General features: G+C 52.4%; 15 protein-coding genes. 10 read left to right on the top strand and 5 right to left on the bottom strand.

Annotation, left to right across the window (positions count from 1 at the left end; all coding sequences use genetic code 11):
• The first annotated feature begins 928 nt into the window (after window positions 1-928).
• The 8 genes from JCM25354_RS07165 to JCM25354_RS07190 all read left to right on the top strand — a co-directional run bounded on the left by JCM25354_RS07165 (window position 929) and on the right by JCM25354_RS07190 (window position 14673).
• Entirely contained in the window at window positions 929-3190 is a 2262-nt protein-coding gene (locus tag JCM25354_RS07165) for a Hint domain-containing protein (protein ID WP_243443950.1), read from the top strand.
• A gap of 78 nt (window positions 3191-3268) precedes the next feature.
• A complete protein-coding gene (locus JCM25354_RS07170) occupies window positions 3269-4717 on the top strand; it encodes an AMP-binding protein (RefSeq protein WP_025885507.1) in 1449 nt (482 codons plus the stop codon).
• A gap of 45 nt (window positions 4718-4762) precedes the next feature.
• A complete protein-coding gene (locus JCM25354_RS17340) occupies window positions 4763-9190 on the top strand; it encodes a type I polyketide synthase (RefSeq protein WP_243443951.1) in 4428 nt (1475 codons plus the stop codon).
• A complete protein-coding gene (locus tag JCM25354_RS22350) occupies window positions 9187-11097 on the top strand; it encodes an SDR family NAD(P)-dependent oxidoreductase (RefSeq protein WP_243443952.1) in 1911 nt (636 codons plus the stop codon). Before JCM25354_RS17340 ends, JCM25354_RS22350 begins: the two co-directional genes overlap by 4 nt.
• Window positions 11094-12902, top strand: coding sequence for an AMP-binding protein (locus tag JCM25354_RS07180; protein ID WP_025885508.1), 1809 nt, complete (start codon window positions 11094-11096; stop codon window positions 12900-12902). Before JCM25354_RS22350 ends, JCM25354_RS07180 begins: the two co-directional genes overlap by 4 nt.
• A gap of 198 nt (window positions 12903-13100) precedes the next feature.
• A complete protein-coding gene (locus JCM25354_RS21640) occupies window positions 13101-13547 on the top strand; it encodes a hypothetical protein (RefSeq protein ID WP_199899924.1) in 447 nt (148 codons plus the stop codon).
• The gene (locus JCM25354_RS21645; RefSeq protein ID WP_199899925.1) at window positions 13544-14188 is read left to right on the top strand and encodes a catalase family protein; all 645 of its coding nucleotides are present in this window, start codon (window positions 13544-13546) and stop codon (window positions 14186-14188) included. The genes JCM25354_RS21640 and JCM25354_RS21645 overlap by 4 nt, the downstream gene beginning before the upstream one ends.
• An 89-nt stretch (window positions 14189-14277) precedes the next feature.
• Window positions 14278-14673, top strand: coding sequence for an MAPEG family protein (locus JCM25354_RS07190; RefSeq protein WP_025885509.1), 396 nt, complete (start codon window positions 14278-14280; stop codon window positions 14671-14673).
• Between the two features lie 887 nt (window positions 14674-15560).
• On the opposite strand, the gene JCM25354_RS07195 is transcribed toward JCM25354_RS07190, so the two are convergent.
• From JCM25354_RS07195 to JCM25354_RS07215, 5 genes are all read right to left on the bottom strand, one after another.
• Window positions 15561-16580: an SMP-30/gluconolactonase/LRE family protein gene (locus JCM25354_RS07195; protein ID WP_199899926.1), complete on the bottom strand. Its 1020-nt coding sequence runs from the start codon at window positions 16578-16580 to the stop codon at window positions 15561-15563.
• Between the two features lie 1873 nt (window positions 16581-18453).
• Window positions 18454-19467 (bottom strand): TlpA family protein disulfide reductase, encoded by a 1014-nt coding sequence (locus tag JCM25354_RS17355; RefSeq protein ID WP_025885511.1) that lies wholly within the window; start codon window positions 19465-19467, stop codon window positions 18454-18456.
• A 65-nt stretch (window positions 19468-19532) separates the two neighbouring features.
• Window positions 19533-20339 (bottom strand): aminotransferase-like domain-containing protein, encoded by an 807-nt coding sequence (locus tag JCM25354_RS21650; RefSeq protein WP_199899927.1) that lies wholly within the window; start codon window positions 20337-20339, stop codon window positions 19533-19535.
• On the bottom strand, window positions 20264-21010 hold the full coding sequence (locus tag JCM25354_RS21655) for a GntR family transcriptional regulator (RefSeq protein ID WP_051537280.1): 747 nt from the start codon (window positions 21008-21010) through the stop codon (window positions 20264-20266). Before JCM25354_RS21655 ends, JCM25354_RS21650 begins: the two co-directional genes overlap by 76 nt.
• Window positions 21000-21476, bottom strand: coding sequence for a hypothetical protein (locus JCM25354_RS07215; protein WP_025885512.1), 477 nt, complete (start codon window positions 21474-21476; stop codon window positions 21000-21002). Before JCM25354_RS07215 ends, JCM25354_RS21655 begins: the two co-directional genes overlap by 11 nt.
• A 276-nt stretch (window positions 21477-21752) precedes the next feature.
• Here JCM25354_RS07215 and JCM25354_RS07220 point away from each other — a divergent pair, with 276 nt between their 5' ends.
• Both JCM25354_RS07220 and JCM25354_RS21035 read left to right on the top strand, forming a co-directional pair.
• On the top strand, window positions 21753-22631 hold the full coding sequence (locus JCM25354_RS07220; RefSeq protein WP_025885513.1) for a hypothetical protein: 879 nt from the start codon (window positions 21753-21755) through the stop codon (window positions 22629-22631).
• Between the two features lie 205 nt (window positions 22632-22836).
• Window positions 22837-23409 carry a hypothetical protein gene (locus tag JCM25354_RS21035; RefSeq protein ID WP_148301426.1) on the top strand — a complete coding sequence of 191 codons (573 nt, stop codon included), beginning with the start codon at window positions 22837-22839 and terminating at the stop codon, window positions 23407-23409.
• Window positions 23410-23575: the final 166 nt, after the last annotated feature.

A 23575-nucleotide genomic window follows, 5' to 3' on the forward strand; every position in this document is an offset into this window, starting at 1 on the left:
GAGATATAATTTACTTTAATCGATATGATACCTATGATGATTAACGCGGAATTCTGTCCCTGCTCGTTCGCTAGGCCAAGCCGGGTGTGTGAAAGACACGCTGCGGGGAGGTGAAGAACCGGTATCCAGCCTTGGACATAGTCTTTCCTTACGGCAGGAACATAAGGGCCCATCACAAGGCGGTAGAAGCCGCCGAAAAGGAGATTCCAGAAGAACCCTGAGCAACTGTCAACCAGCTGGGCATTCGTGCGGAGGCCTTGGTGGCAAGATATGCTTAGCGGTCGACGTGTGCGGGAAAGCCCTTTTATTCATCCTGACACCGGTGCAGGCGCATGAACTGCTGTCTGCTCTTTCAGTCTTGAACACATTGCCGACTGTGCCGCGCTATATCATCTATGACCTGAAATACGCTTCAACCGGTTTCGTTAGGATTTGTGAAGCAGATTTTCGCGGCCGGTCATTCCAGCCAAAAAGAATGAGCCGTCCCGTTCGGGCCTCAAATAAGCTTATCGACACAGCCACCAGGTCGCAAATCATCGGACTTGACTCAGGGAACGGAGAGCCTTTGGTACCCGATACGAGGAACCCGTCGCTTCCTTCTTCTTTATACTCTGCACCGTTGTCAGCGCAGATTACATCGTGACCTGACAGGCACTAAATCTCAAAGATTTCAATCAAGACAACCAGTAGGATAAAGCGTTGTCCGTTTGGTCTGATCAAACATTAAAATAATATTACTGATCGTTAAGAAGATATTATATCCGCTGATAACTTCACTGGGCTTCCAGTCAATCGAGATTTTGTGTTAGTCTGAAGGGGTAGAGTGATGAACTGGACTGTCTGTGAGCTCCACTCCCCAAATCTGGCCGCCGAAGCTCTCAGTCTGGCAACTTAGAACAGTAGCCCTCACCAAGAAAGGAGCCGCCAAGTGTCAGCTGGGACGAGCAATAGTAACTCTACAACAACTGGTGCGACTCTCTATGTAAGAGCCGCTGTGGCTCGCGCCACATCCGGAGCCACCGTGTACGAGTCATCCGTACGTGTTAGTTCGATGACAAATGGTGGATCACTGTCAGGGTCCTCTTGGATCGATAGTGGCGGCACTTTTCATGTGAAGGAATACTACTACCAGCTTGGTGGAGCTAATCTGTCAGGCGCAACGGCAGCCGGATTTGGTGCTTTCATTGCTGAGGGTGCGGGCGTAGGCCGAAACCTCGTTGCTACAGCCAGCGGTGCCTTGATCGCACGGGGAGGAACGCTTAGCGGCGCCACTGCCACCCAGTCCGATGCTGCTGTGTTCGCCTTGATGGGCGGAACTGTCAACGGCTATCAGATCAATTCTGGTGGCCAAATTTATGCAGGTAATGTTTCAGGAACTTCGGCGGGCGCAATATTAACCGCGAAAGGGTTTACTGATCTCAGTGGTCCCGGCGCTACCTCCGGCGGGACAATACGATCCGGGGGTACCGGATACGTGCTTGGCGGCGGAACTGACAGAAACTCCATAATCGAGGGTCAGCAATCGGTTTCCTCTGGTGGTACTACCATAGGCAATACGGTCAGCGCCGGAGGCGTTCAGAACGTTTATATAGGCGGATCGGTTGTCAGCACGACAGTCGGCCACGGGGGCACTCTGGTGGCTAATTCCGGGGCAACAATATCAGCGCCGGTCATTTCGAACGGGCAGGTTTTCCTGAAGCAGGGTGCTGCACAGTTTGGAGGAATAGTTCTCATACAGGGCCAACTGACCGTTTCAAGTGGCGCGACCGTGTCTGGCGCCACTGTCGGCTCGGGCGGCACGGAAACTGTTTTGTCTGGCGGTATAAATTCAGGAGGAAGCGTTCTGCTTGGTGGTGCGGAAATTGTCTCTTCCGGAGGGTCGGCAGACAATCTCAGTGTTGGGTCGGGCGGTTCGCTTGTTCTGCAAGCTGGCGCGCTGTTGACAAGGACCAACCTTACTTCCGGAGCTGTTATCGATATCGACTGGATGCAGTATGTGTCCGGCGGAACCGTCCATTTGAACAGCAATACGATCACTGTAGTGCAGGGCAAAGATACGTGGTCAACCACATTCAATGGATCATTTAATAGTACTGATTACTTTATCCTGTCCAAAGATGCCGATGGCAGCACAATACTGACGTTTATCTGCTACCTCGCTGGTACAATGATACGCACGGCTACTGGCGAAAAGACCGTTGAGGACTTCAGGGTGGGAGACGAGGTTGTAACCTACGAAGGCGGACGGGAAGTCATCAAAACGGTTACCTGGGTGGGTAAAAAAACAGCCCAGATCAGGAAAGATCTTCCTCCCGACCGCGCAGGCTATCCGGTTTGCATCACAGCAGATGCAATCGCACCGGGTATTCCAAACAAAGACCTCTTTGTGACGCCTGAGCATTGCATGTATTTTGAAGGAAAATTTATTCCCGCACGCATGTTGGTAAATAACAGAACAATATATTATGTCATGAATGAAAGTACTTATACGTATTATCACATCGAAACAGCGTCACACTCTGTTCTGTGGGCAAACGGGGCGTTGAGCGAGAGCTATCTCAATACAGGCAACCGCAAGGAATTTACTCAAAACGGCAATGTTGTTCGTTTCACAGGTGATACAGCATTGAGCTGGAGCGAAGACGCTGCGGTACCTCTCTCGACTGAGCGCGCCGATGTCGAACCACTATATAAACGATTGCTCGAAAGAGCAGCATCAATGGGTGTGGCTCCGCGTGAAGCAACCAGCGATCAGACGGAAGACATGGATCTTCATCTCGTGACCCCGGCCGGACAGCGCATTGACATTACACGCGTCACGGAAAGCGGCCGTTTTGTATTCATGATACCGGCTGACATAACCGAGGTACGTATCATCTCCCGTGCCTCACGGCCCTGTGATGTCGAGGGGGCCTTTGTCAATGATCGACGTCATCTCGGGGTATTGGTGTCAAACCTTGAACTCTGGACGCATTTCGGTTGCGTTGATCTAAAGATGCTCCTGTCGCAGGAAGGGCTTTCAGGATGGAATAATGTGAAAGATGGCAATATGCGTTGGACCAGCGGAAACGCGCTCGTGAGATTTCCGAAAACTGACACCCAGGAGCCATCAATTCTCTCGTTTGAGGTCAAGGCGGGGGGACCTTACATCCTTCAGGAGGCCGCAAAGCGGGCGTCGTCAGTCAATTGATACAGTGCGCCCAGCCATAAGCTCTGGCTGGGCGCCGATTGATTTCCCCAAAAGGCTACATACAAAGGCGTTGCCTAGATGTTTGGTCGCTTTGCATTTCGCGATACTGGCAGATCACTAGACAAGACAGCAGTGAGCTCAGTTGGATACGAAGTCACGTATCGTCAGCTGGAGAGAGATGTTAATGGTGTCGTATGCGTACTTCGCGTATTGTGTGAGCTATCTCCGAGCGTCGTTGCTATCAACTATACCGAAAAGTATGTGCATCTCGTATTCATTCTGGCACTCGCACAGCTTGGTATACCGTCGGCATCATTGACAAATAATGAGGGTAGAAAGCTTCGGTTAGAACTTGATCTTATTCGACCTGATATCATCCTGAGCGATCGCAACATATCGTCCGTTACGATCCGTCAGCTTGTGTTGGATATAAACTGGTTCGAGAACGCGCGGCGTCAGGATAATACTGCCCAAAGGCCAGTGATCGTGCATCCGGATCAAATTGTGCGTGTTGCTGTAACAGACGGGACGGACAACCAACTGAGACGTCTCGATTTGACATCTTCATACATCGAGATGTCGGCGTACCACGTATTCTTCGGTGGCGTCTTTGATCGGGACCTCGATATAGCCAATCTGCGCGTCATTCCTGTATTGTCGCTCTCCACAGCAACAGGATTTCTGACTGTGATTTCCTGCCTTCTGGCCAGGCTTCACGTCCAGATACTGGAAGCAAACCAGCTGGGCATCGCATTCAGCCAAAAGAAACCTACCGCAGCATTGATTTCTCCCCGACACGCCGAAGCAATTATATCCCAGTTGCCACCGGGAATGGCTCCACTGCAAAATCTCTATCTGACAGTTGTGGGAGGGAAACTTCCCACTGCATTGAGAGAGCTGATACAGCAGACACTGACACCGAATGTGGAAGTCGTTTATGGTACCGATGAGTGTGGCGCTATTGCTTCGCTTTCACGTGACGATTTGCCAGACACGGCGGTGGGCAGGGTTCTGCCCTGGGTAGGGCTCGACCTCGTAAGTCATGAGGGTAAACCGGTCACCGCTGAGACTCCTGGTGAGATCAGGGTGTGTGGGACGGGAGTTGTTCACAGACACGGGAGTATGCCTGACAGCTGCGATAAGCAGTTCAGGGATGGATGGTTCCATACTGGAGATCTAGGATATCTTGATACGCAGGGTATCCTCCACCTGACTGGTCGCGTCGACGATCTGGTAAGTCTGGGTGGCGACAAATTCAATTTTGCTGAGATTGATATTCATATCCATGCCTGTGAGGGCGTGAGCGAGTGTGCGATGTTTATCGTACCCGATGCGTTGGGATTAGCCTGTCCTTATGTAGCTCTTGTAACGGAGGCGAATTTCTCCCTCGATCATTTATCTTCATGGATACGGGGCGCCTTTCCGACAATGCCCCCAGTAACCGTTATCTGGGTGGACAGTATTCCCCGGACAGGAAACGGACAGCCTGATCGTTTACTGCTTTCGCAGCTTCTTAAACTCTCGTGATCGAGACCACATGTAGATCCAACAAAAAAGGGAAATTCACACCATATGGAAAACCGGGGAAGCGAAATAGCGGTTGTTGGTATTGGTCTTCGTTTTCCGGGGGGAATTGATAATACCGAGAAGCTTTGGGCCTTCCTGTGCGATCAGGGCGATGCTTCTTCTGATGTTCCGGATGATCGTTGGGGTAGCAAGCGCTACTACAGTGAAGATATTGCTGCGCCCAGCAAGACTTATATGCGCCGCGGCTCGTTCATCGACCAGAATATTGCACATATGGATCCGCTCTTCTTCGGGATTTCGCCTCGCGAAGCGGCCTGCATGGACCCGCAACAACGGCTTGTACTGGAAGTCGTGTGGGAAGCGATGGAAGATTCCGGCATTCTTCCGGCAACATATTCTACCGGCCGGACAGGCGTATTCATGGGAACCTTTTCCCTCGACTGGATGGGAGTGAGCGGCTCCGTCTACAACCGGCGTCTCATAAAAGATCATTATTCTGCGACCGCGGCATCGGTGACCATGCTCGCTGCGCGTGTCTCCCATAGTCTTGACCTCAAGGGGCCAAGCATGTCGATTGATACCGCGTGTTCATCATCTTTGACGGCCATCCATCAGGCTTGTCTCAGTCTCGCAACAGGGGAGAGTAACGCTGCGATCGCTGGTGGGGTCAATATCATGGTTTCTCCCATCTCGTCCATTACGATGTCGAAAGGGCATTTTCTCTCTGTGGATGGAAGATGCAAAAGTTTCTCCTCAATGGCCGACGGGTATGGCCGCGGGGAAGGCTGCGGTATCGTGGTTCTCAAGCGTCTCTCTGATGCTGAGAGAGATGGCGACAAGATACACGCAGTCATTGTCGGGACCGGTGTCAATCAGGATGGTCGCACACCCACCCTTACTACCCCAAGCGAGGAAGCACAGCGCAGTTTGATCCTCGACGTTCTGTCAAAAGCAGGTCTGACCCCAGACGATGTAGGTTATGTCGAAGCTCACGGCACCGGTACCCCTGTGGGCGATCCTATTGAAGTCAATGCACTCGGCAAATCGATCGGTCAGCGAAGAGACCCGGAAACACCACTTCTGATTGGCTCCGTAAAAGCTAATATCGGGCATCTCGAGGGTGCGGCGGGTGTGGCCGGGCTGATAAAGGCGATCCTCTGTCTAAACAAGCGCTCAATTCCACCACAGGCCAATCTTCCTGAGCTGAACAAGACGATACCGTTTGCCGAACTCGGAATTAAGGTCGTGGAAGGAGAGCTGACCAAGCTGCCCTCAAGTGGAAGCAATAGTTTTATCGGTGTGAACTCATTTGGATACGGCGGTACAAATGCGGTTGCATTTCTGCGCTCGCCATCATTCGGCTCCAACCCTGACAATACTGAAGCGGTCTGTCCAGACAAAACATTACTACTTCCTCTGAATGCAATGGCTGAAGTTGCAACCCAAAGACTGGCTATTTCCTATCTGGAATTCCTGAGAAGCTCCAACAGTCCAGCAATAGAGGATCTGTGTTTTTCCGCTGCCCGGCATCGCGCACGGTTGCAGCTGCAGACCGTCATATATGGCGAGAGCGCAAGCGACATCATTGAGGGTCTTGAAGCTGTCGCCGAGAAAAAAGCATCCGACAAAATCGTAACAGGTCGACGATTGAGCGAGACGATGCAGAACCCTGTTTTCGTCTTCTCCGGAATGGGATCACAGTGGAAAGGTATGGGTCATCATATCTTGCGAGACCCTGATCAGGCCGTTCAATTGCTCGTTGAGCATGTTGACAGTCTTTTCATCGGATTGGCCGGCTGGTCGATCATTGATGAGATACTGCGTCCCGCAGAAGAATCCAGACTAGATGAAGCGATCATCGCGCAGCCAGCAATTTTCGTCATTCAGGTCGTTCTGGTGGCGGCTTTGCGGGCAAAAGGTGTCGTGCCCTCAGCAATTGTGGGCCATAGCCTGGGTGAAGTAGCGGCAGCCTATGCGGCTGGAGTTCTGTCCCTGAAAGACGCGATAACGATCATTTATCACCGCAGTCGCCTGCAGGCCCGTCTTTCTGGAAGAGGGACGATGCTTGCTGTCGCTCTTTCGGGTGCAGAAGCGACATCGAGATTTGTCAGCAGATACCCCGGACTTGTATCAGTTGCCGCCTATAATAGTGGTACCTCGTGTACACTTGCCGGGAATACGGATGCCCTGACGGCAATTTCTGAATTCTGCCACAGGGATGGCATTTTCAACCGGAAGCTCAACGTCACAATTCCGTATCACAACCCGCTGATGGATGAGATCCACGACGAGTTGCTAAGCTCGATCTCTGATATCGACTCCCAGGTGCCGCAGCTTTCTCTTTACTCTACGGTAACCGGGGAACGTTGGAGCGGGGAGGAGCGTCATGACGCCCTATACTGGTTTGCCAATGCTCGTGAACCAGTACTGTTTCACGACGCTATCCGGCGGATGCTTGATGCCGGGCATCAGACTTTTCTTGAAATTGGCGCCCATCCTGTGCTGTCAGCCTTGATCCGTGAGTCGGCGCAAGGCTCAAAAAAGGATCTTGCAGTTATTCCCACTCTCCGCCGTAATGAAAGTGAAAGTCTGGCGATCTCGCGTTGCTTGGCACGGCTTTATATTGCCAGCGTACCATTGGACTGGCATCAAATCCTAGGAGGCAAGCGTATAGCATTGCCCCATTACCCGTGGGTTCGTGAATATTTCTGGTCGGAGACCGATGAATCCCGCAGAGACCGCCTGGATATTATCGTTCACCCACTACTTGGAGATCCGGTTTCCGCTTCTGCACCTGTGTGGCATTACTATCTGAACAAGGCTTCTATCTCGTGGGTCAGACACCATCAGGTTGATGGCATATGTCTGTTTCCTGCTGCGGGCTTTATTGAGGGATGTATTGCCCTGTCTAATCAGATCGAACCGTCATCCGCATTGGTCCTTGAGCGTTTCACAATCCCTTATGCGCTAACACTCGATGACTCAGATTCTGTGCGAATAGAATGGGCTTTCGACTCACATAATCGCGTACTGAAAGTTTCATCAACGTATGACGTAGAAGAAAACAGAAAGTGGACCGAGCATGCGTCATGCACGCTATTGTTGAGCAAGCCTTGGCCGGATTCTGATGTATTTCTGTTTGATTCATCCGGAACTCAGGAGATAAATCTAGAAGATTTTTACAGCAGGCTGAGTTCACTTGGGTTCGACTATGGACCGGAATTCAGAGTCCTGAAGTCCTTGCGTATTGATGATGGTATAGCCTCAGCTTGTCTGCAACTTGGCCTTACTGATGAAATCGACGACTACTATATTCATCCAACGTTGCTTGATGGTGCATTTCAGGCACTCATTGGTGCCGCCTATAATCGGCATGAGCGCACTGTATATGTGCCAACCGAGATAGAGCAATTTATTTACTGGGGCGGGAAGCATAAAGAGCTCATTGCACATGCCCGGATTACCAAGAGATCTGATAAATATGTGGAAGGTGATATACGACTGACGACCCCGGAAGGTGAAGCAGTAATCCAGATATCAGGTTTCCGTGCCACTTCACTCCCGAAAGGGGAAAATCGTGTGCGGAACGATCCCGCCGCAACAAGGTTTTATCACCAGACCTGGTTCGATACAGAACAGCCCGCGCTGCTGATCGAAGCGACAAAAGTAACCGTGCTGACCGCGGCGCCGGCTTGTGTTTCACTTCTCCATAATAGCTTCCTGTCATATGGGATGACGGTGGATGTCCATGACATCAGTACACTGGAGGATGCGGCATTACTCCACGTTCTGTCCGATCCGATAGGTATGCTGATCTACATCTCCCGCAAGGAAACCGAAGGAACAGGAAAACAATCTATCAAGGATCTTCTGCGCCTTGCACAACTCTCGTCAGCAGCCGGAAACGGAACGATTGGCAAGAAACTTGTGGTCGTCACTCAGGGTGCCGTGACAGCCGACGATTTGAAGGGGGAGGCCATTGATGTCGCGCAGGCATGTATTCGTGGATTCACCAAAGGGTTGTCCGCCGAACGAGCGGATCTCGGGGTGCGTCTCGTCGATATTGGCAACTTCTTGCAAGACGAAGCAACGGCTCTGCAAATCTGTGCCGAGATCTCCAATCAGGATCAGGAGGATGACATTATCCTACGTCCCGGTTTCAGGGCTGTAGGAAGGATCTGCGAGGTCAGATCGGGCGCGGCTGCCGAACGTACCTTTTATTCACGGGATGAATTGGCTGGTGGCCAGCCAGTCGGGGTTCGCCTGGTCTCCGATCCCAGCGGTTTGCTCGACAAACTGCACTATGAACGCATGATCTGCGAGCCCCCGCCACCAGGGAAAATCTTGTTCAGAACAATTGCGAGTGCCCTGAATTTTAAGGATGTGCTGAAGGCAACGCAGCTACTTCCGGACAGCGTAATTGACGACACCTTCAATGGTGACAAACTAGGTATGGAGCATCCGCCGAGGTGATCGCAGTGGGAGCCGGTGTCGATGGTTTTGATCCGGGGCAGCGTTACCTGATGCCATGGCCAGGGTGTTTTGCAACGCATTTCTATGCAGACGCGGCAACTGTTCTGGCATTCCCGCTTGAGGAACCTTACTCGCCGGAAGACGCGGTAACACTGCCGATAGCATTCGTTACGGCCTACTATGCTCTTATTCATCTTGCCCGTCTTGAGGCAGGAGAGACTGTTCTGATCCATGGCGGTTCGGGCGGGGTCGGTTTTGCAGCAATACAGTTGGCCAGAATGATCGGGGCCAAAGTTTTCACAACGGCTGGTAACGAAGAGAAGCGGAACTATCTCAGGTCCGTTGGCTGCGAATATGTGTACGATTCCCGATCCCTGTCTTTTACGGCAGAAATCAATGCCGTAACGCACGGCAGGGGCGTGGATGTAGTTTTGAATTCCCTATCGGGCGATGGGCAGACCCATAGCCTGATGCTGCTTGCGCCTTATGGCAGATTTGTCGAGATCGGTAAGAAGGATATTGTGGAGGCGGGATCACTTCCTCTGAGGCAATTCAATAACAACCTGTCCTTCTTCTCTCTCGATCTCGACCGGCTTATGCTGCAGCGTCCTGCGCTGATGAGGACACTTCTCACCGACGTCGTAAAGCTGGCCCGAAACGGTGGTGTGCGCGCCTTGCCTTATACGAGCTTCCCTGCTTATCGTACTTCGGAAGCCTTCAGGTTCCTTGCGTCGGCCAAACACATTGGCAAGGTGATCATCGACTACACCAATCTTGATGAGCTACAGGCCGACGTATTGCTCCGTCCTTTGCCATCAGTTCATGTCGCAGGTGTGTATCTTGTCACTGGCGGTCTGGGTGGTTTTGGCTGGGCAACTGCGAAATGGCTCGTCCGCGAAGGAGCAACCCGCCTGATACTTGTCGGTCGGCGTCCTGAAGAACAGTCTGAGTACCATAAAGAGATACTGGCGTACCGAGAGAAGGGCATAGAGGTTCTTACATTTGCAATCGATGTCTCTGATCCAATCTCGATGGCAGCCCTGTTCGAGGACATCTCACTAAGGCACATTCCGCTCAAAGGCATATTCCACTGTGCAGGCGTGCTCGATGATGCACTGATACATAATCTCGATATCGACAGGATCATCAACGTCCTTGAACCCAAGGTATCTGGCGCAATCAACCTCGACAAGCTCTCTGCCGGCTTCGATCTCGATTATTTTGTACTGTATTCTTCCATCACAACATTACTGGGCAATTTGGGGCAGAGTGCCTATATTGCGGCAAATACTGCGCTGGCCGCCATAGCTTCCAATAGGTTCAGACGAGGACAGCCTGCTCTTTCAGTAGAATGGGGTGCCATTTCCGGTATTGGCATGTTGCATGCCAATGAGGCTGCAGCCCGGTTGTTCGAGGCAGCAGGGATCGGTAGTATGTCTCCTGAAGAAGCACTTGATAAACTGCCGGGTATGCTTGCGCTTCGGTTTCCTGCACTTGCTTGCGCCAAGGTTGACTGGGAGAAATGGGCAACGGTGTTTCCTGCCATGGACAGCTTGCCAAGGTTCTCGCAGTTACGGTTCGCCAGGGGCGGGGACGGCCGGGGCGGCAAGCACATGATGCGCCTGCGTGAGCTGAACGAGAACCAGAGGCTCGATTATATCATCTCACAGGTGAAAGAAATTGTATCCAAGATTCTCTATGTGGACGCTTCGAAAATCAGCGACACGGCACGGCTTTCAGAACTGGGAATTGATTCCCTTGCCGGGGTTGAGTTGCAGAGCGCATTACGTATCGAAATGGGAGTCAATATTTCTGTGCTTATGCTCGCCCGTGATGAAACGATACAGCAGATGTCTCAAAGCTTCCTTGAAAAGCTGTATGTCGACGACGCTTCGGCTCCAGTATGAGCGATGGTTTCACAGTCGTAACGCGGGCAGATGGTCAGGAAATTCTTGATTGGCGTTGCAACAGTCTTATCGACCTTCTCTCTTTTCAGGTAAGTAGGAAACCGGATCAGAGATTATATACGTTTCTTGGTGATGGAGAAAACGAGACAGAGAGTGTCTCCATGTGCGAATTCGCACAGCATGTCACGACATTATCCGGATGGCTTCTACGCCTTCTTCCGCAGGGGACACATGTTATCCTGCTATATGATAACGGACTGGATTACTTAATTGGATTGATGGCCGGCATGAATGCGGGTCTGATACCCGTGTCCGGCGTACAAGCCACGGCCTTCGGTGCAAGAGATCGCTTTCTGAACATCAGGAAGGATTCCGGAGCAGTGGCGGCTATCGGGAATCAAACGACTCTTCGAAATTTCCAGAAAGCATGTGCAGCAGTCGAAAATGACAACACATTCCGCTGGATTTCTACCGAAAACAGAGGAAATGATACTGACTTTGACCTGAGGAGGATATCGCCTGATTCTATTGCGATGGTGCAATATACATCCGGTGCGACGAGATCGCCCAGAGGGGTTGAACTAAGCCACAGGAACATTCTCTTCAATCTGTACAAGCAGGGCGAAGCATTCGGCTACGAAAATGGTGACTGTGGGGTCAACTGGCTACCTCTCTCGCATGACATGGGTCTGATCGGTGGCGCGTTGATGGCACTGGCCGCCGGAGGGCATTGTGTGTTGTTGCCTCCCGAGACTGTAGCCGAAGAACCTGGTCGGTGGCTTAAAGCGATCAGTCGTTACCGTGCAAGTTTTTCTGGTGGCCCTGATTTCATGTATGACATGAGCGTTCGGGCGATCAGTGCTGCACAGACTGCTGTTATGGACCTGTCGTCATGGAAAGTCGCCTTCACTGGCTCGGACCATATCAGGCCACATACTATCGAGGCATTCGACAATCTCTTTTCAGATTGTGGCTTTGAAAGACAGGCGTTTTTATCGTGTTACGGTTTAGCCGAGGCGACGCTGCTGGTGACTGCCTCGGAGAAAAGAAAAGGTATTTCATTTGAGAGAGTCTCCAGAGTTGGTCTTGCGCGTGGAGTCGTTGAGCCACCATTGAATGAACAAGACACCCGTCTGTTAGCCAACTGCGGCTCTATAATAAAAGATATCAATGTTTTTATTATCGATGAAGATACAAACGAGATAATGCCCGAGAAAACGGTCGGAGAAATTTTTGTATGCAGCGCAAGCATTGCGCATGGATACATAAACAGATCTGAGGAAAGTAAAAAAACGTTTTTTGAAAACAGGAATGATCCCGAAAATTATTTATTAAGAACGGGTGATCGTGGTTTCATATTGGATAACTGTCTCTTCGTCACAGGAAGGAGCGATCATCGGATTGCGATTAACGACTGTGTGTTCGATCCCGACGATCTGGTTTCATGTCTGAATCCTTTCAGCGCTGAAATTCGCCTCTCTTCGATTTGTATATTTGTGGAGACAACCGCGGACATGCAGATATTGTTCGTGCTGGCTGAGGTAAATCGTATGTCTGAGAATATCCGTGACGGACTAAGTGAAGAACTCGTCCATACGATATCTGCAAGTTTCGGGAAGCAGAATATTCGCTTATTCATGCTTCGGCCGAGCACCATCCTGAAAACACCAAGCGGGAAAATACGCCTGAGTGATACACGCGACTTATTTTTTTCTGGCGATATGTTCATACTAGCACAAGCCGAAAGGATGGAGTTTGATAAACCCAGAGTCCGAATAGAACGGATCGAACCGCGAAAGATATAGTCAATGTACGGGCAATTACTTCTATCGTATTTCATATAATTGTACTTGCACCATGAGGTCTGGGTCGAGAATTAGCGATCCGGTCCCACACAACGCAGCAATAGGGCCTCATGGAGCGAGAGGCATTACATCCTGTGTGCAACTTGTTCAGGCCTCGCCTGTTGGAGGAGCTGACCGGCAGCGCAGGAACCTCAGATAATGCTCACCCCACCCTTGCCTTTTTCCCCGGATGTCGAAACGCCGGAGAAAGACGAGCAGCATGTCATTCAGGGCATTATCGATGGCATGGTTGAACAGAGCCGTGTGGTCGGCAAGCGCGAGGGGCGCATGGTGCGAGCCAGCCATGCCAAACCTACGGCCCTTGTCGTTGGCACACTCGATGTTGCACCGCATCTTCCGGGCGAACTGGCCCAAGGCGTTTTTGCCACATCAGGGCAGTACCCTGTAGCGGCACGTTTTGCACAGGCGCGGGAGAGACACTGGGCGATCGTGTCTCCGTTCACCGTGGCCTCTCCCTCAAGCTGTTTGGGGTCAAAGGAGAAAAACTGCCAGGCCATGAAACCGAAACGCAGGATTTCATCCTGGCATCCGGGCAGACTTTTCCATCGGGCACAGCCGCAGGTTTCCTGCGTGATGGTGGGGTGATCGGCAAGGCCGCCTCGCTGCCCGAGGGGGCGAAAAGTGCAGTCTCCTCACTGGCGCGTGGTTTCAATTATGCTCTCGGTCATGTGGGAACGCAGAGCCCGATGGCTGATTTCCTGGGCCATCCCTATTCCCACCCGCTTTCGGAGCCGTATTACAGTCAGGCACCCCTGCGCTATGGCGCGTATGTCGCCAAGATCGCAGCATTTCCGATGATGCCGGATCTTGAAGCCCTGCAATCCTGGCGGCTTGATCCACACCATGATGAGGACGGGTTCCGGCATGAAACGGTCACTTATTTCGGTGGACGGGAGGTCGTGTTCGACATCCGCATTCAGCTCTGGAACAATGCCGAGACGCAGCCTATCGAGGATGCCTCCGTCATGTGGTCAGCGGATGAAGCGCCTTTCCGTTCAGTGGGCAGACTGAGCTTTCCCGTACAGAACGCCTTCAGTGCCCAGCGGGCGGCCTTTTTCGAGAATCATCTCGTTTTCAGCCCGTCACAGGGTCTTAGCGCTCATCGGCCATTGGGTTCGGTCATGCGCGCAAGAATGCAGGTTTACAAAGCCCTGTCTGCCTTTCGCCACGGTCAGAACAAACAAAGTGAAATTCAGCCAGCTGGCATCGAGCAAATCCCCGCCTGAATTCCCAGACGAGCCGTACGATATATGTCAGCCTACAGCCTGCCGACGCTGTACGGTTAAGCCACCAACTAAAGGAAAGACACCTGATTATGCTTATCGAATTCTATGTCATTGCGGGGCTGGTGCTGCTGGCGCTGGTGAACATCTTCTGGGCCGGTGCTGCGAAAACGCGCCAGTATGGCACGGACTGGAATATGGGCGCACGAGACGGCAATATGCCAGAGTTACAGCCTTTACCGGCACGACTGATGCGAGCGCAGGCCAATCTTTTCGAGACGTTGCCCCTGTTCCTCGCAACGCTACTGGCGGCGTTGCTCGCAGGTCATGCCGGATGGAAAACGCAATGGGGCAGCTGCATCTATCTGGCAGCCAGAGTAACCTATCTGCCACTTTATGCAGCCGGTGTTCCTGTGGTTCGAACCGTGGTTTTCATAATCTCGGTTCTTGGGTTGCTCCTCACGCTCTGGGCGCTGATCGCCGGGTAGGCTTAGGACCTGCTGATTTCATAAGGCTGCATTCATTCAGGTATTCCCTCAAGAAGCTTAGAAAGATGCGTGATATATTATGATTGACGGACGAGTAGGTGGCGCGGCTTGACTCATATTCTCCGAAAAACTACGGCAAGCCCTTGGCTGATGGTCGCTGGACGCTGGACGCTGCAGGGGGATAGAGGACGCTTCCTGCGAACGACAAAGGATCCGGCTGTATCCGAGGTTTCCATAGGTAAGGCGGTGATAATCGACGCGATCTATTTAAAGGCATGTCCTCCTTGCTGGCCCGCCAGTGGAAAAAAGGATGTAGATCGCCAGACTGGCGAAAAAACAGCATGAATATCAGGATTAACTCCATTACCGATGCGAACGGGCCGCCCTCTGAGACTCTTCATAACCGCCGACCGGAGCTAAGATGGCGACAGATTCAGGGATGCCTTGCAGGCAAAGAGCATGAAGTCCTGCATCCAGGCCGGAAAAAGCCGTCAGGCACGACAAAAGCCCCTGTAAACAACGCACCCGCATCAAGATTATATTCTGATACACAAAGCCTGGCCCCACGTTGCGATCCGCTGCAACAGGGCCCTAGAGTCTAGTTCCTACATTACAATCACTGCCACCATCATCTTCTGGCTCTATTTAATAGATTAATAGGTCCTGTGCCCAGAATCACACTTTTTCAGCCGGCACCTGGTTGGATCCGAAAACTGGCTGAACCAGGCATTTAGCGATACAAGTTTCAAATGTTCCGGACGGCTTACCTGACATGAACAGTGAGCCGCCCGGAACCACAGGCTGAAACCGATCGCCTCATTCAAAAAAATGTAGTTATTATGATCGACGTCTTCCTGTACAGAAATCACGGTCATATCTTCAATAATTTAAGCATTGAGATGTAATACCCACAGTGATTCCGCTCCTGTTATGAATAAGCGGTTCTGTTCATGATCGAATTCACAATTACTGCAGAGGTGCGGTGTCGGAACAGTAGCCAGATGAAGACCGGATGAATTGAACACCTCAACACCGACCCCAGAGCTACTCCAGACCCATCCGCGCCGATCAACGGTGAATCCGTCCGGTATACCATGGGGAACTACAGCAAAGCGGCGCCGGTTAGACAGGCGAGGGCCTTCGCGATCGAATGCAAAGATGGCAATCTCACCCTCATTGTGTTCAGGCGTCTGGGATGCATAGAAAACGCGTTCATCTGGGGAGAATGCGACGCCGTTAGGCTGGGTCATGTCAGCAACACGATGCGTAATCCCATCGGACCCGATGCAGCAAACAGAGGTTTTGCCGCTTTCGGAACGGGACGGAACTCCCTGCTTGGGATTTTCGATACCGAAAGTAGGCTCGCTGAACCAGACCGTCCCGTCATTCGCGATGACGATATCGTTAGGCGCGTTAAGACGCTGTCCGCTGGCATGAGTGGCGACGACCATCGGATTTCTCGCACCGCGAGAGCAACTGATGGCGCGATGACCATGTTCACAGTGAAAAATTCGTCCGTCAGGTGCCACAGCATTACCATTGATAAAAGGCGTAGCGTCGAGCAAAACGTCAACAGCCCCATCTTCACGCCAGCCCAGTACACGGCGCCCTACCACGTCGCTCCATATCAGCGTTCTCTGTTGCGGCCACCAGGCGGGTCCTTCGCTCCAGCTTGCCTGGCTGTAAAGAGAGAAAAGCCGTGCCGCTTCCAAAACAGGTTTTGCATCAGAGTGATGGATCTGCGGCGACGATACCTGCACCATTTCAGGAGGGCCGGGGGAGCGCAGGCGTGCGGGCATCAACGGATTTTCGTTCAAAGACGCAGCACTCGCCTTACGCATACGCATTGCAGCCAGAGCTGCACCGGTTCCGAAAACTGTTCGTCTGGTCATTGTTGGCCGTGTCATTATTGGAACGGATCCTTTGTTTGAGCTGCCGGTGATTCCTGAAGCTGGACAAGCATCCGATAGCAGGGTGTATCACCGAATTGTCCAGATAAGTCTCCTTTTGCATCGGATGTTCCCTGATCCTAACCAAAATGGATATTCCCAGGGCCCATCTCCACTCTCTCGCCATTCATTGTCTCGATGAACCAGCGCTTTTTGAGAAGAATAACCCACTGAGGATGCGGACTTTTGTGTCAGTCCCCAGACCACCCGACAGGCAAAACAGCAAAGTTGATCGCCTCGACGATGCCGGGGAACGGCCGCATCCCGTGGCGTCCACATGTGGAGATGGGGAAGGACTGGTGGCAATTCAGGATCCTTACCACCATTTTGTAGAAGAGTAGCCTCAGATGCAGGCATACCCAGTTGACGTGACATCACCCACGGCACTTAGCCATCACCACCATATGCGCTAAAGGCAAAGGTATAATCAGACTATTTGTGCATTGGTGTTTATACAGAAATCTCTTCCGGACTGCGCAGCCAAGAAGTCTAGCAATGGACATACAGGTTGTCTGCATGGAGCATGGTGCAAGCAACAAAAGCGTTATCTGCTAGCAAGGAAGACTATATCCAGAACCGGGCCGTGCCCTTCATTTGTTCAAAGCGAACCCACAAGACCCCGGATTTTACCCAGCGATCAAAAGTTAGGCTGTAATCCCCCAAGTGGCGAGTTCTGAAGGAATGACTCGCCACTTCACCCCATTTTGGTAGCACCAGAAAATTGTCGATATTGTCCGTCGCAGTTTACCAGGCAGAGTTTTGCCTTTCGGACGGACCGCCTCGATCATGGGTGCCTAAACTCAGGTCTCATAGCCGGGAGATGACGGCTGTAATGAGGCAGATAGCTGAGAAGAAGATGTTCGATCTGTAAGAGCATGTCATGACCCACCTCCAGTCCTTGTGTCTCTCTGACATGATCGCAAAATGGTTGCGTGTTTTTCCTTCCCGCACGAGATTTGCAGTGGCTCCTGCGATACAACGGCAGCAGGCGCTGCATCCGATTATCCACCAGTCAGAACAGGGCGCTTATCTTCAGTTTCGTTGCAAAACCCAAACAAGAATGCCGTTATCTGATTGATGAGTTCTTAGCCCAAGGTGGGGAATGATGAAACTGCAGTCTATCACCATGTTGGACCTCATTCGTATCTGCGATCAATGGCGGAAAATATTCCGAAAGGCAGGCAAAGCGGATCGTGATTGGGAGAGGGTGATGCAGCTCTTTAGGGCATGGCTCGAACCGCGTCTGGGTGCTATTTCGGCTTCATGGCTGAGATGGAAAAAAGCGAAATGGTTGGCAACGTCGGCTTGGTGCAGATAGATTGGTAGCGCCATCCTGCCCATTAAGCGAAACGTCTGGAGGTTGCTCTCGCGTTTTTGCAGGGCCAGAAGACGCCTTGCGGCTCTGGTGTTCCGGCGTTTCTGCAGAATATCGCCGGAAGCATAAGTGTTTTGATCTACTACCCGCCAGAGCCTGTGGACCCGATCACGTATCTCGATCAGCACCTTGTCTGAATGCACGAGATCGCCAGACCGGACTTTCCGCGATGTAAAGAGCGGGTGCAGGCTGCACCGAATTTCAGGCTCCAGCGGCGGATCGTCTCATGAGTGATCAAAATACCCCGTTCAAGCCGCATTTCCTCCGCAAAAAAGCTCAGCGGAAAGCAGAAATCCAGCTACATTCTACTGGCTATCAGCTCATTGAGGGAACGACAGTACCGTCTGCAGCTAACGGACGACGCTCTCATCAGCCGCCTTTACCGGACCTGATCCCGGAACAACCGAATGCTCTCAATGATTCTGGACAGAAAAATTCTGTAGTTCTGTGGCTAGGTCAGGCCGCGAACCGTCGAGTATCTTTGCCAGATGACCATCTTTCTTGATCAGGCAATGGCCGGGATCTGTCGCACCCCGAAGCGCTGAAGGCAAGATTGTCACGATCCAGCAAGACCCTGAAGCCGGGGCCGAACAGGGTACGAAACGCCGCCATATCCCCTGGCTCGGTCCAAAGCCGGGCGCCAATTACTGTCCACTCGATGCCGGAACGAGGCATCAGCTTTTGAGCAAGTTCTCTTGTGCGGGCGCAGTGGCGTGCAGTTGGGGGGTCCATGGTGGCAAGATAGCTCTCACACCAGGGGGCGCTGAAGATCACGACCTGAGCGCGGCCTGTGCCCGCTGGACGCAAAGTCGTCTCGGATCCCGCTGCATCAGTCAGTTTCACATCCGGTACCCCGGCGCCAACCTCGAGAGGCTGTATGCGGGTGACGTCTGCAGATTGAAGGTCTTTCGCTCTACGGGGGGCGGATGCGATACGTTCAAGTGCGGCTTCAAGTGCCGAACCGTCCTGATGCCCAAGATAGGCCAGACGCCCATCACGATCGATCAGTACATGGAGGGGTGTCGCACGGATATTCAGCCAGTCGCTCAGCCTTCCGTCATCAACCACGACCGGCATGGTAAGCCCGGTTTTACGCACAAAGGCGGCGATCTTCTCCCGTTTTTCACCAAAACCGATATCGACGGCAACGACGCTCATGCGCGATTTATACCGCTGATAGAGCGCCTCGAAACCCGGCATCTGAGCACGACAAGGAATGCAGTATGTCGCCCAGAGCTTGAGATAGACCGGGCCCTTGCGTGTAAGTCCTGACATGTCGAGCATTTGGCCATCCAGCGTCTGCCAGCTCATGGCCGGCACAGGGCGTCCAATCATTGCCTTGAGAGCAGGGTCCTCCGCAACAAAGGCTGCCGAACCGGGCACAGGTTGTGTCTCTGCGCAGGCAGATGAAATTGCTAAGCATTGCACAAGCAGGGTGAGAGCCGTAAGGCCATGGCGGAAATCGGGCATGGGATGGATCCTTGTTGTCAGGAGAATATGAGGGTGTCAGGCACAGCGGTGATCAGCGTCATATGCTAGCTCGTGCTGCGCATCAGGGTGAGAAGGTGATGGCAATCAGCCTCGACCCGCTCGGAGCGAATATTCGCGACACCAAGAATGATGCCCGATCGAGCCCGTGATCCTTTTGCAAACCACGCTGACAGAGGAGAGACAGCCAGCAATGCCTCACGCGCCTGAAGGGCAAGGCGGGCGTCATCAAAGCCGGATGGCTGGGGCAATATGACGGAAAGCCCTGCACCTAGTGCTACAGGGACGTTGCATCGCTGCAAGGTATCGCACAGAAGCGACCGGCGCTCGGTATAGATCTGGCGTGTCCTGCGCAGATGCCTGAAATAATGCCCATCGCGCATGAAGCGTGTCAGGGCAATCTGGACAGCGTTGTTGGGTGGTGTTGCAAGCCACCAGGCCATTTCGGTAAGGCGTTTAACCAGACCCCGGGGTGCCACGATAAAACCAAGCCCTATCATGGGGGCGAGTGTCTTGCTGAACGTGCCAATATGGATCACACGGTCTGCACCATCGCCCGAGGCCAGTGCGGGCAGCGCGCGTCCCTCAAGATGCAGTTCGGCAAGATAATCATCCTCAATGATCCAGCTGTGGCTCTCCCTTGCCCAGTCGATCAGGGCCTTGCGCCGTGCGGGGCTCAGAGAAACCCCCATCGGGGCCTGCTGTCCTGGTGTAACAAGGGCGGAAGCTGCGGCAGGTGCCATGACACGCCCCTGCGCCACATCGATCCCCTCATGGTCTACTGCAACCGGAACGGGATGTACTCCGGCGCTTTCCAGCGCCATTCGTGTGACGGGAAAGCCCGGATCTTCCACCCAAACCTGCTTTCCGGCGCAATCAATGGCACGCAGCACCATGCGAGGCCACTGCGAAAGCCAGTCGTGATAAGGATCTGATCGGGCGTGCAGGTCAGACCGCGTGCCAAGGCGAGATGCGATGCCAGGGCAGCGCGCAGTTCCGGCAAGCCGCGCGGGTCCATCGCGCCTGCCTGCAGCGCTGAGACCTGCACACCCTGGCGGTGCAGCCGCGCCCAGAGCGTGGCGGGAAAAGCGTCTTGCGCCGGAATACCCATCTGAAACGCAAGCGGCCGGTCACTCTTGTACTGGAACAGGGCAAGCGGCCCGTATCCGCCGGTTGCTCGGGCGGCCGTTCCATCAGACGAACCATGAAGCTGACTGTCGAGACAGGCAGGGAGAGCCGTGGGGAGACGTTCCGCCACCCGCGTTCCGGCAGCGCCCGCTGCACAAAGCAGATGGCGGTCGATCAGACTGTCATACGCCGCGCGTACCGTGCCACGCGCCACGCCTAGCTGCGTCGCGAGATCACGCCAGGAAGGAAGTCTGGTTCCTGCAGGAAGTGCGCCCGAGATAATGGCCCTTTCAATGTGCAGGGCGATCTGTTCGCTCAGTGCGCGCGGGCTATTCCTGTCCAGACTGATCGCCGCCAAGGGGGGGTGAGCTTTGGTCGTGACACTTTCAGGCGTCATAATTGGCTCCGGCGGCTCGCTCTTTAAGAATTGTTTTGCCCCGGAGATCTGTAGCCACTCCTGAAGGAGCCTGCTCCAGTGCAACTGTCTGAGCGCCAGAATCGTCAGAGAGGGTGGCCTGACCGGAATAGATTGTATGTTTTGAAGGCCGATACATCCCCGGACAGCCTTGAGATAGGGGGATGAAAAAATCAGACTGTTGCGCCTCCTTGCCCAGTGTGATGCCATCTGCTGCCACATCGACCAGAAGGGTTCTATCCGCAATGAAATCCTTTTTTCCGTCTGGACCCAAGGCGACTGTCCGGTTCTCGATTACCACATGATCGAATGGAAACAGGGTACTGATAGTGCGTTTGGTCACGAACTTCTCAGGCCCGAGAGCACGAAGCTGTGCAGCAACTCCCGCCGGAATGCATCGACCCTTGCTGGTCTTTCTGGGGCTACAATCGACATGGAGTATATGCATTTCTCGTTAGCATCCAGCTCGTATGAAAGAGCCGCAATATATTGGTCGATCCGCTGCCCTGTTGAAGAACCAAGACTTACCCACCTGAATGGACCAAACCTTTTGTCCCGATGAGATCCCGTCAACTGACGCTTGTTAGCGGAAAATGGTGTGAGGCACAGGTAATGTCACATTAACTGAAGTAAGTGAGCTGAAGCTGAGAAAGTGATATTCAGACATTGAGAGCGGTCGCTCTGCTCCATTGAGCGAAGGCCCTGACACAATGGATGTGCCATAATGACATTCGAAAACAAACTCTTAATTCAGGCAATTGGTGTCGATCCCATCCTGACAGCTTCAGAACATATTGCCTGGTGCCGCGACTTCATAACCCAGTTTGCGCAGCACTCCCCCTGGCAGATGCCGTGCTCGGTCAGTGGCCGCAGGCCACGCCATGGCAATCTCGGTATTGAGGCAGATTTCTCGAATTTCGACGCCATGTGTGCTCTGGCGCAATCAGATTCAAAAAACGACGGCTTTCGAAATGTCGGGAGTAACGGCGATAATCGTCTCCTACCGGGCTCGTATTCCTCTACCGGTTTTACTTCGATATTCAGTGATGGCTTCAAGATCAGGAAATCGAAGGACCGCTGCAGCATTTCAATTATCTCTCCCTCCTATCAGACACGTGTGAATGACCTGAGAACACTCGCTTTTTATTGTGGGGGATTCGGACAAGGTCAGGCCAATGAGAAATGGGCTGGAGGCGAAGTCGCTCTGCAGGTCTTGCGCTTCTTTCTGTCGCGCTTCCGCTTCTGCAGCGATGTCAGGGTAACAACAAGTTTTTTATACAGAAGCTGCACGTATGGTCCGACGCTGAGAGGAGAAAACCTTGCTGAGACTGGCAGCCCCGTGATTGGACCGTTGCAGTATTTCGGCAACCCGGCAATCATTCCATTGCTCAGGGATGAGCCTGATATAACCCCATTCGGAGAGGGGCTGCTACTGAAGCTGACCGACGATTTCACGACGGTCGATACAGTGGAGATCGATGACCGGATCCACGCCATCCAGTCAAAGTTGCGTAGCGCAGGCTTCAAATCATTGGAACAAGGGATTGATCGTTCCCAATGGGGCTGTGACAGCGAAAGCGTATTAGGCGACGAACAGCCGTGACAGCACCGGTCAATAGCCCTGTCGGAGCACCTGCAGAAGCCGGGGATATTTCTGAGAGCGTAAAGACTGGTCGTCAGTTAAATCACTTGTTTATTATTTCGTCAGGACCCCACGAAAGGCAACATCGGTCCTCTTCAAATATTAGTAGAATCTAGTGACGATAATGAAATCGCTCTCAATCGTTCTCTATTAAGGTGCGGTGAAGATGAAAAAAGCTTTTGTCTTAATTTCTATTCTTGTATGTAATAATGCATTTGCAAACGATTTATCCAAAGCAGAGAATATTCCTGATTGTGGAAAGGCAGGCATATCTGGTACCCAGATTAGCTCGCTAAAGGATGGCATTTCATCCGCCCTCCTTCATTCTATTTCCGAAGATGAATGGAAAAATAGCAATATACTGATATCTCGTGTCAATATGAATATACAGGAAAATACTATAATCGCATATTTAGACGGAACCAACTACTGTGGGTCCGGTGGGTGCACTACGCTTATATTATCATACGGGAAGGAAAATAACAAGTTACGACTTGTGTCCAGATTAACTGTTGTCAAACTTCCAATAATATTACTCCAATCTTCAAGTCATGGTTGGCGTGATATGGCCGTGCATGTTTCCGCTCGTGATGAGAAGAGTTCTTTCGCAGTATTGAGATTCGATGGCCAAAAATATCCTGGTAACCCAAGCATAGTTTCCGAAAAAACATCACTCCCAAATGGAAACGATATTTTCGGAAAAGATAGTTCTGCTGGCCTCAACTGCGTCTTACATTAAAATACAAGTTTCTTATCGGTTACCTGCGGGTTGCGGCGTGACTGGTGCGCTGTAGGCAGGGTGAAAGGGTGATATCACGTTAGGTCGGGCATGGTAGATGCGTGTGATGAGAGCGTCACCTGCGAGCTGCAAACGGCACCGGTTGCCGCGTGAACTGATCTCTCAT

Source organism: Asaia prunellae JCM 25354 (assembly GCF_000613885.1).
GTDB classification, from domain to species: Bacteria; Pseudomonadota; Alphaproteobacteria; order Acetobacterales; family Acetobacteraceae; genus Asaia; species Asaia prunellae.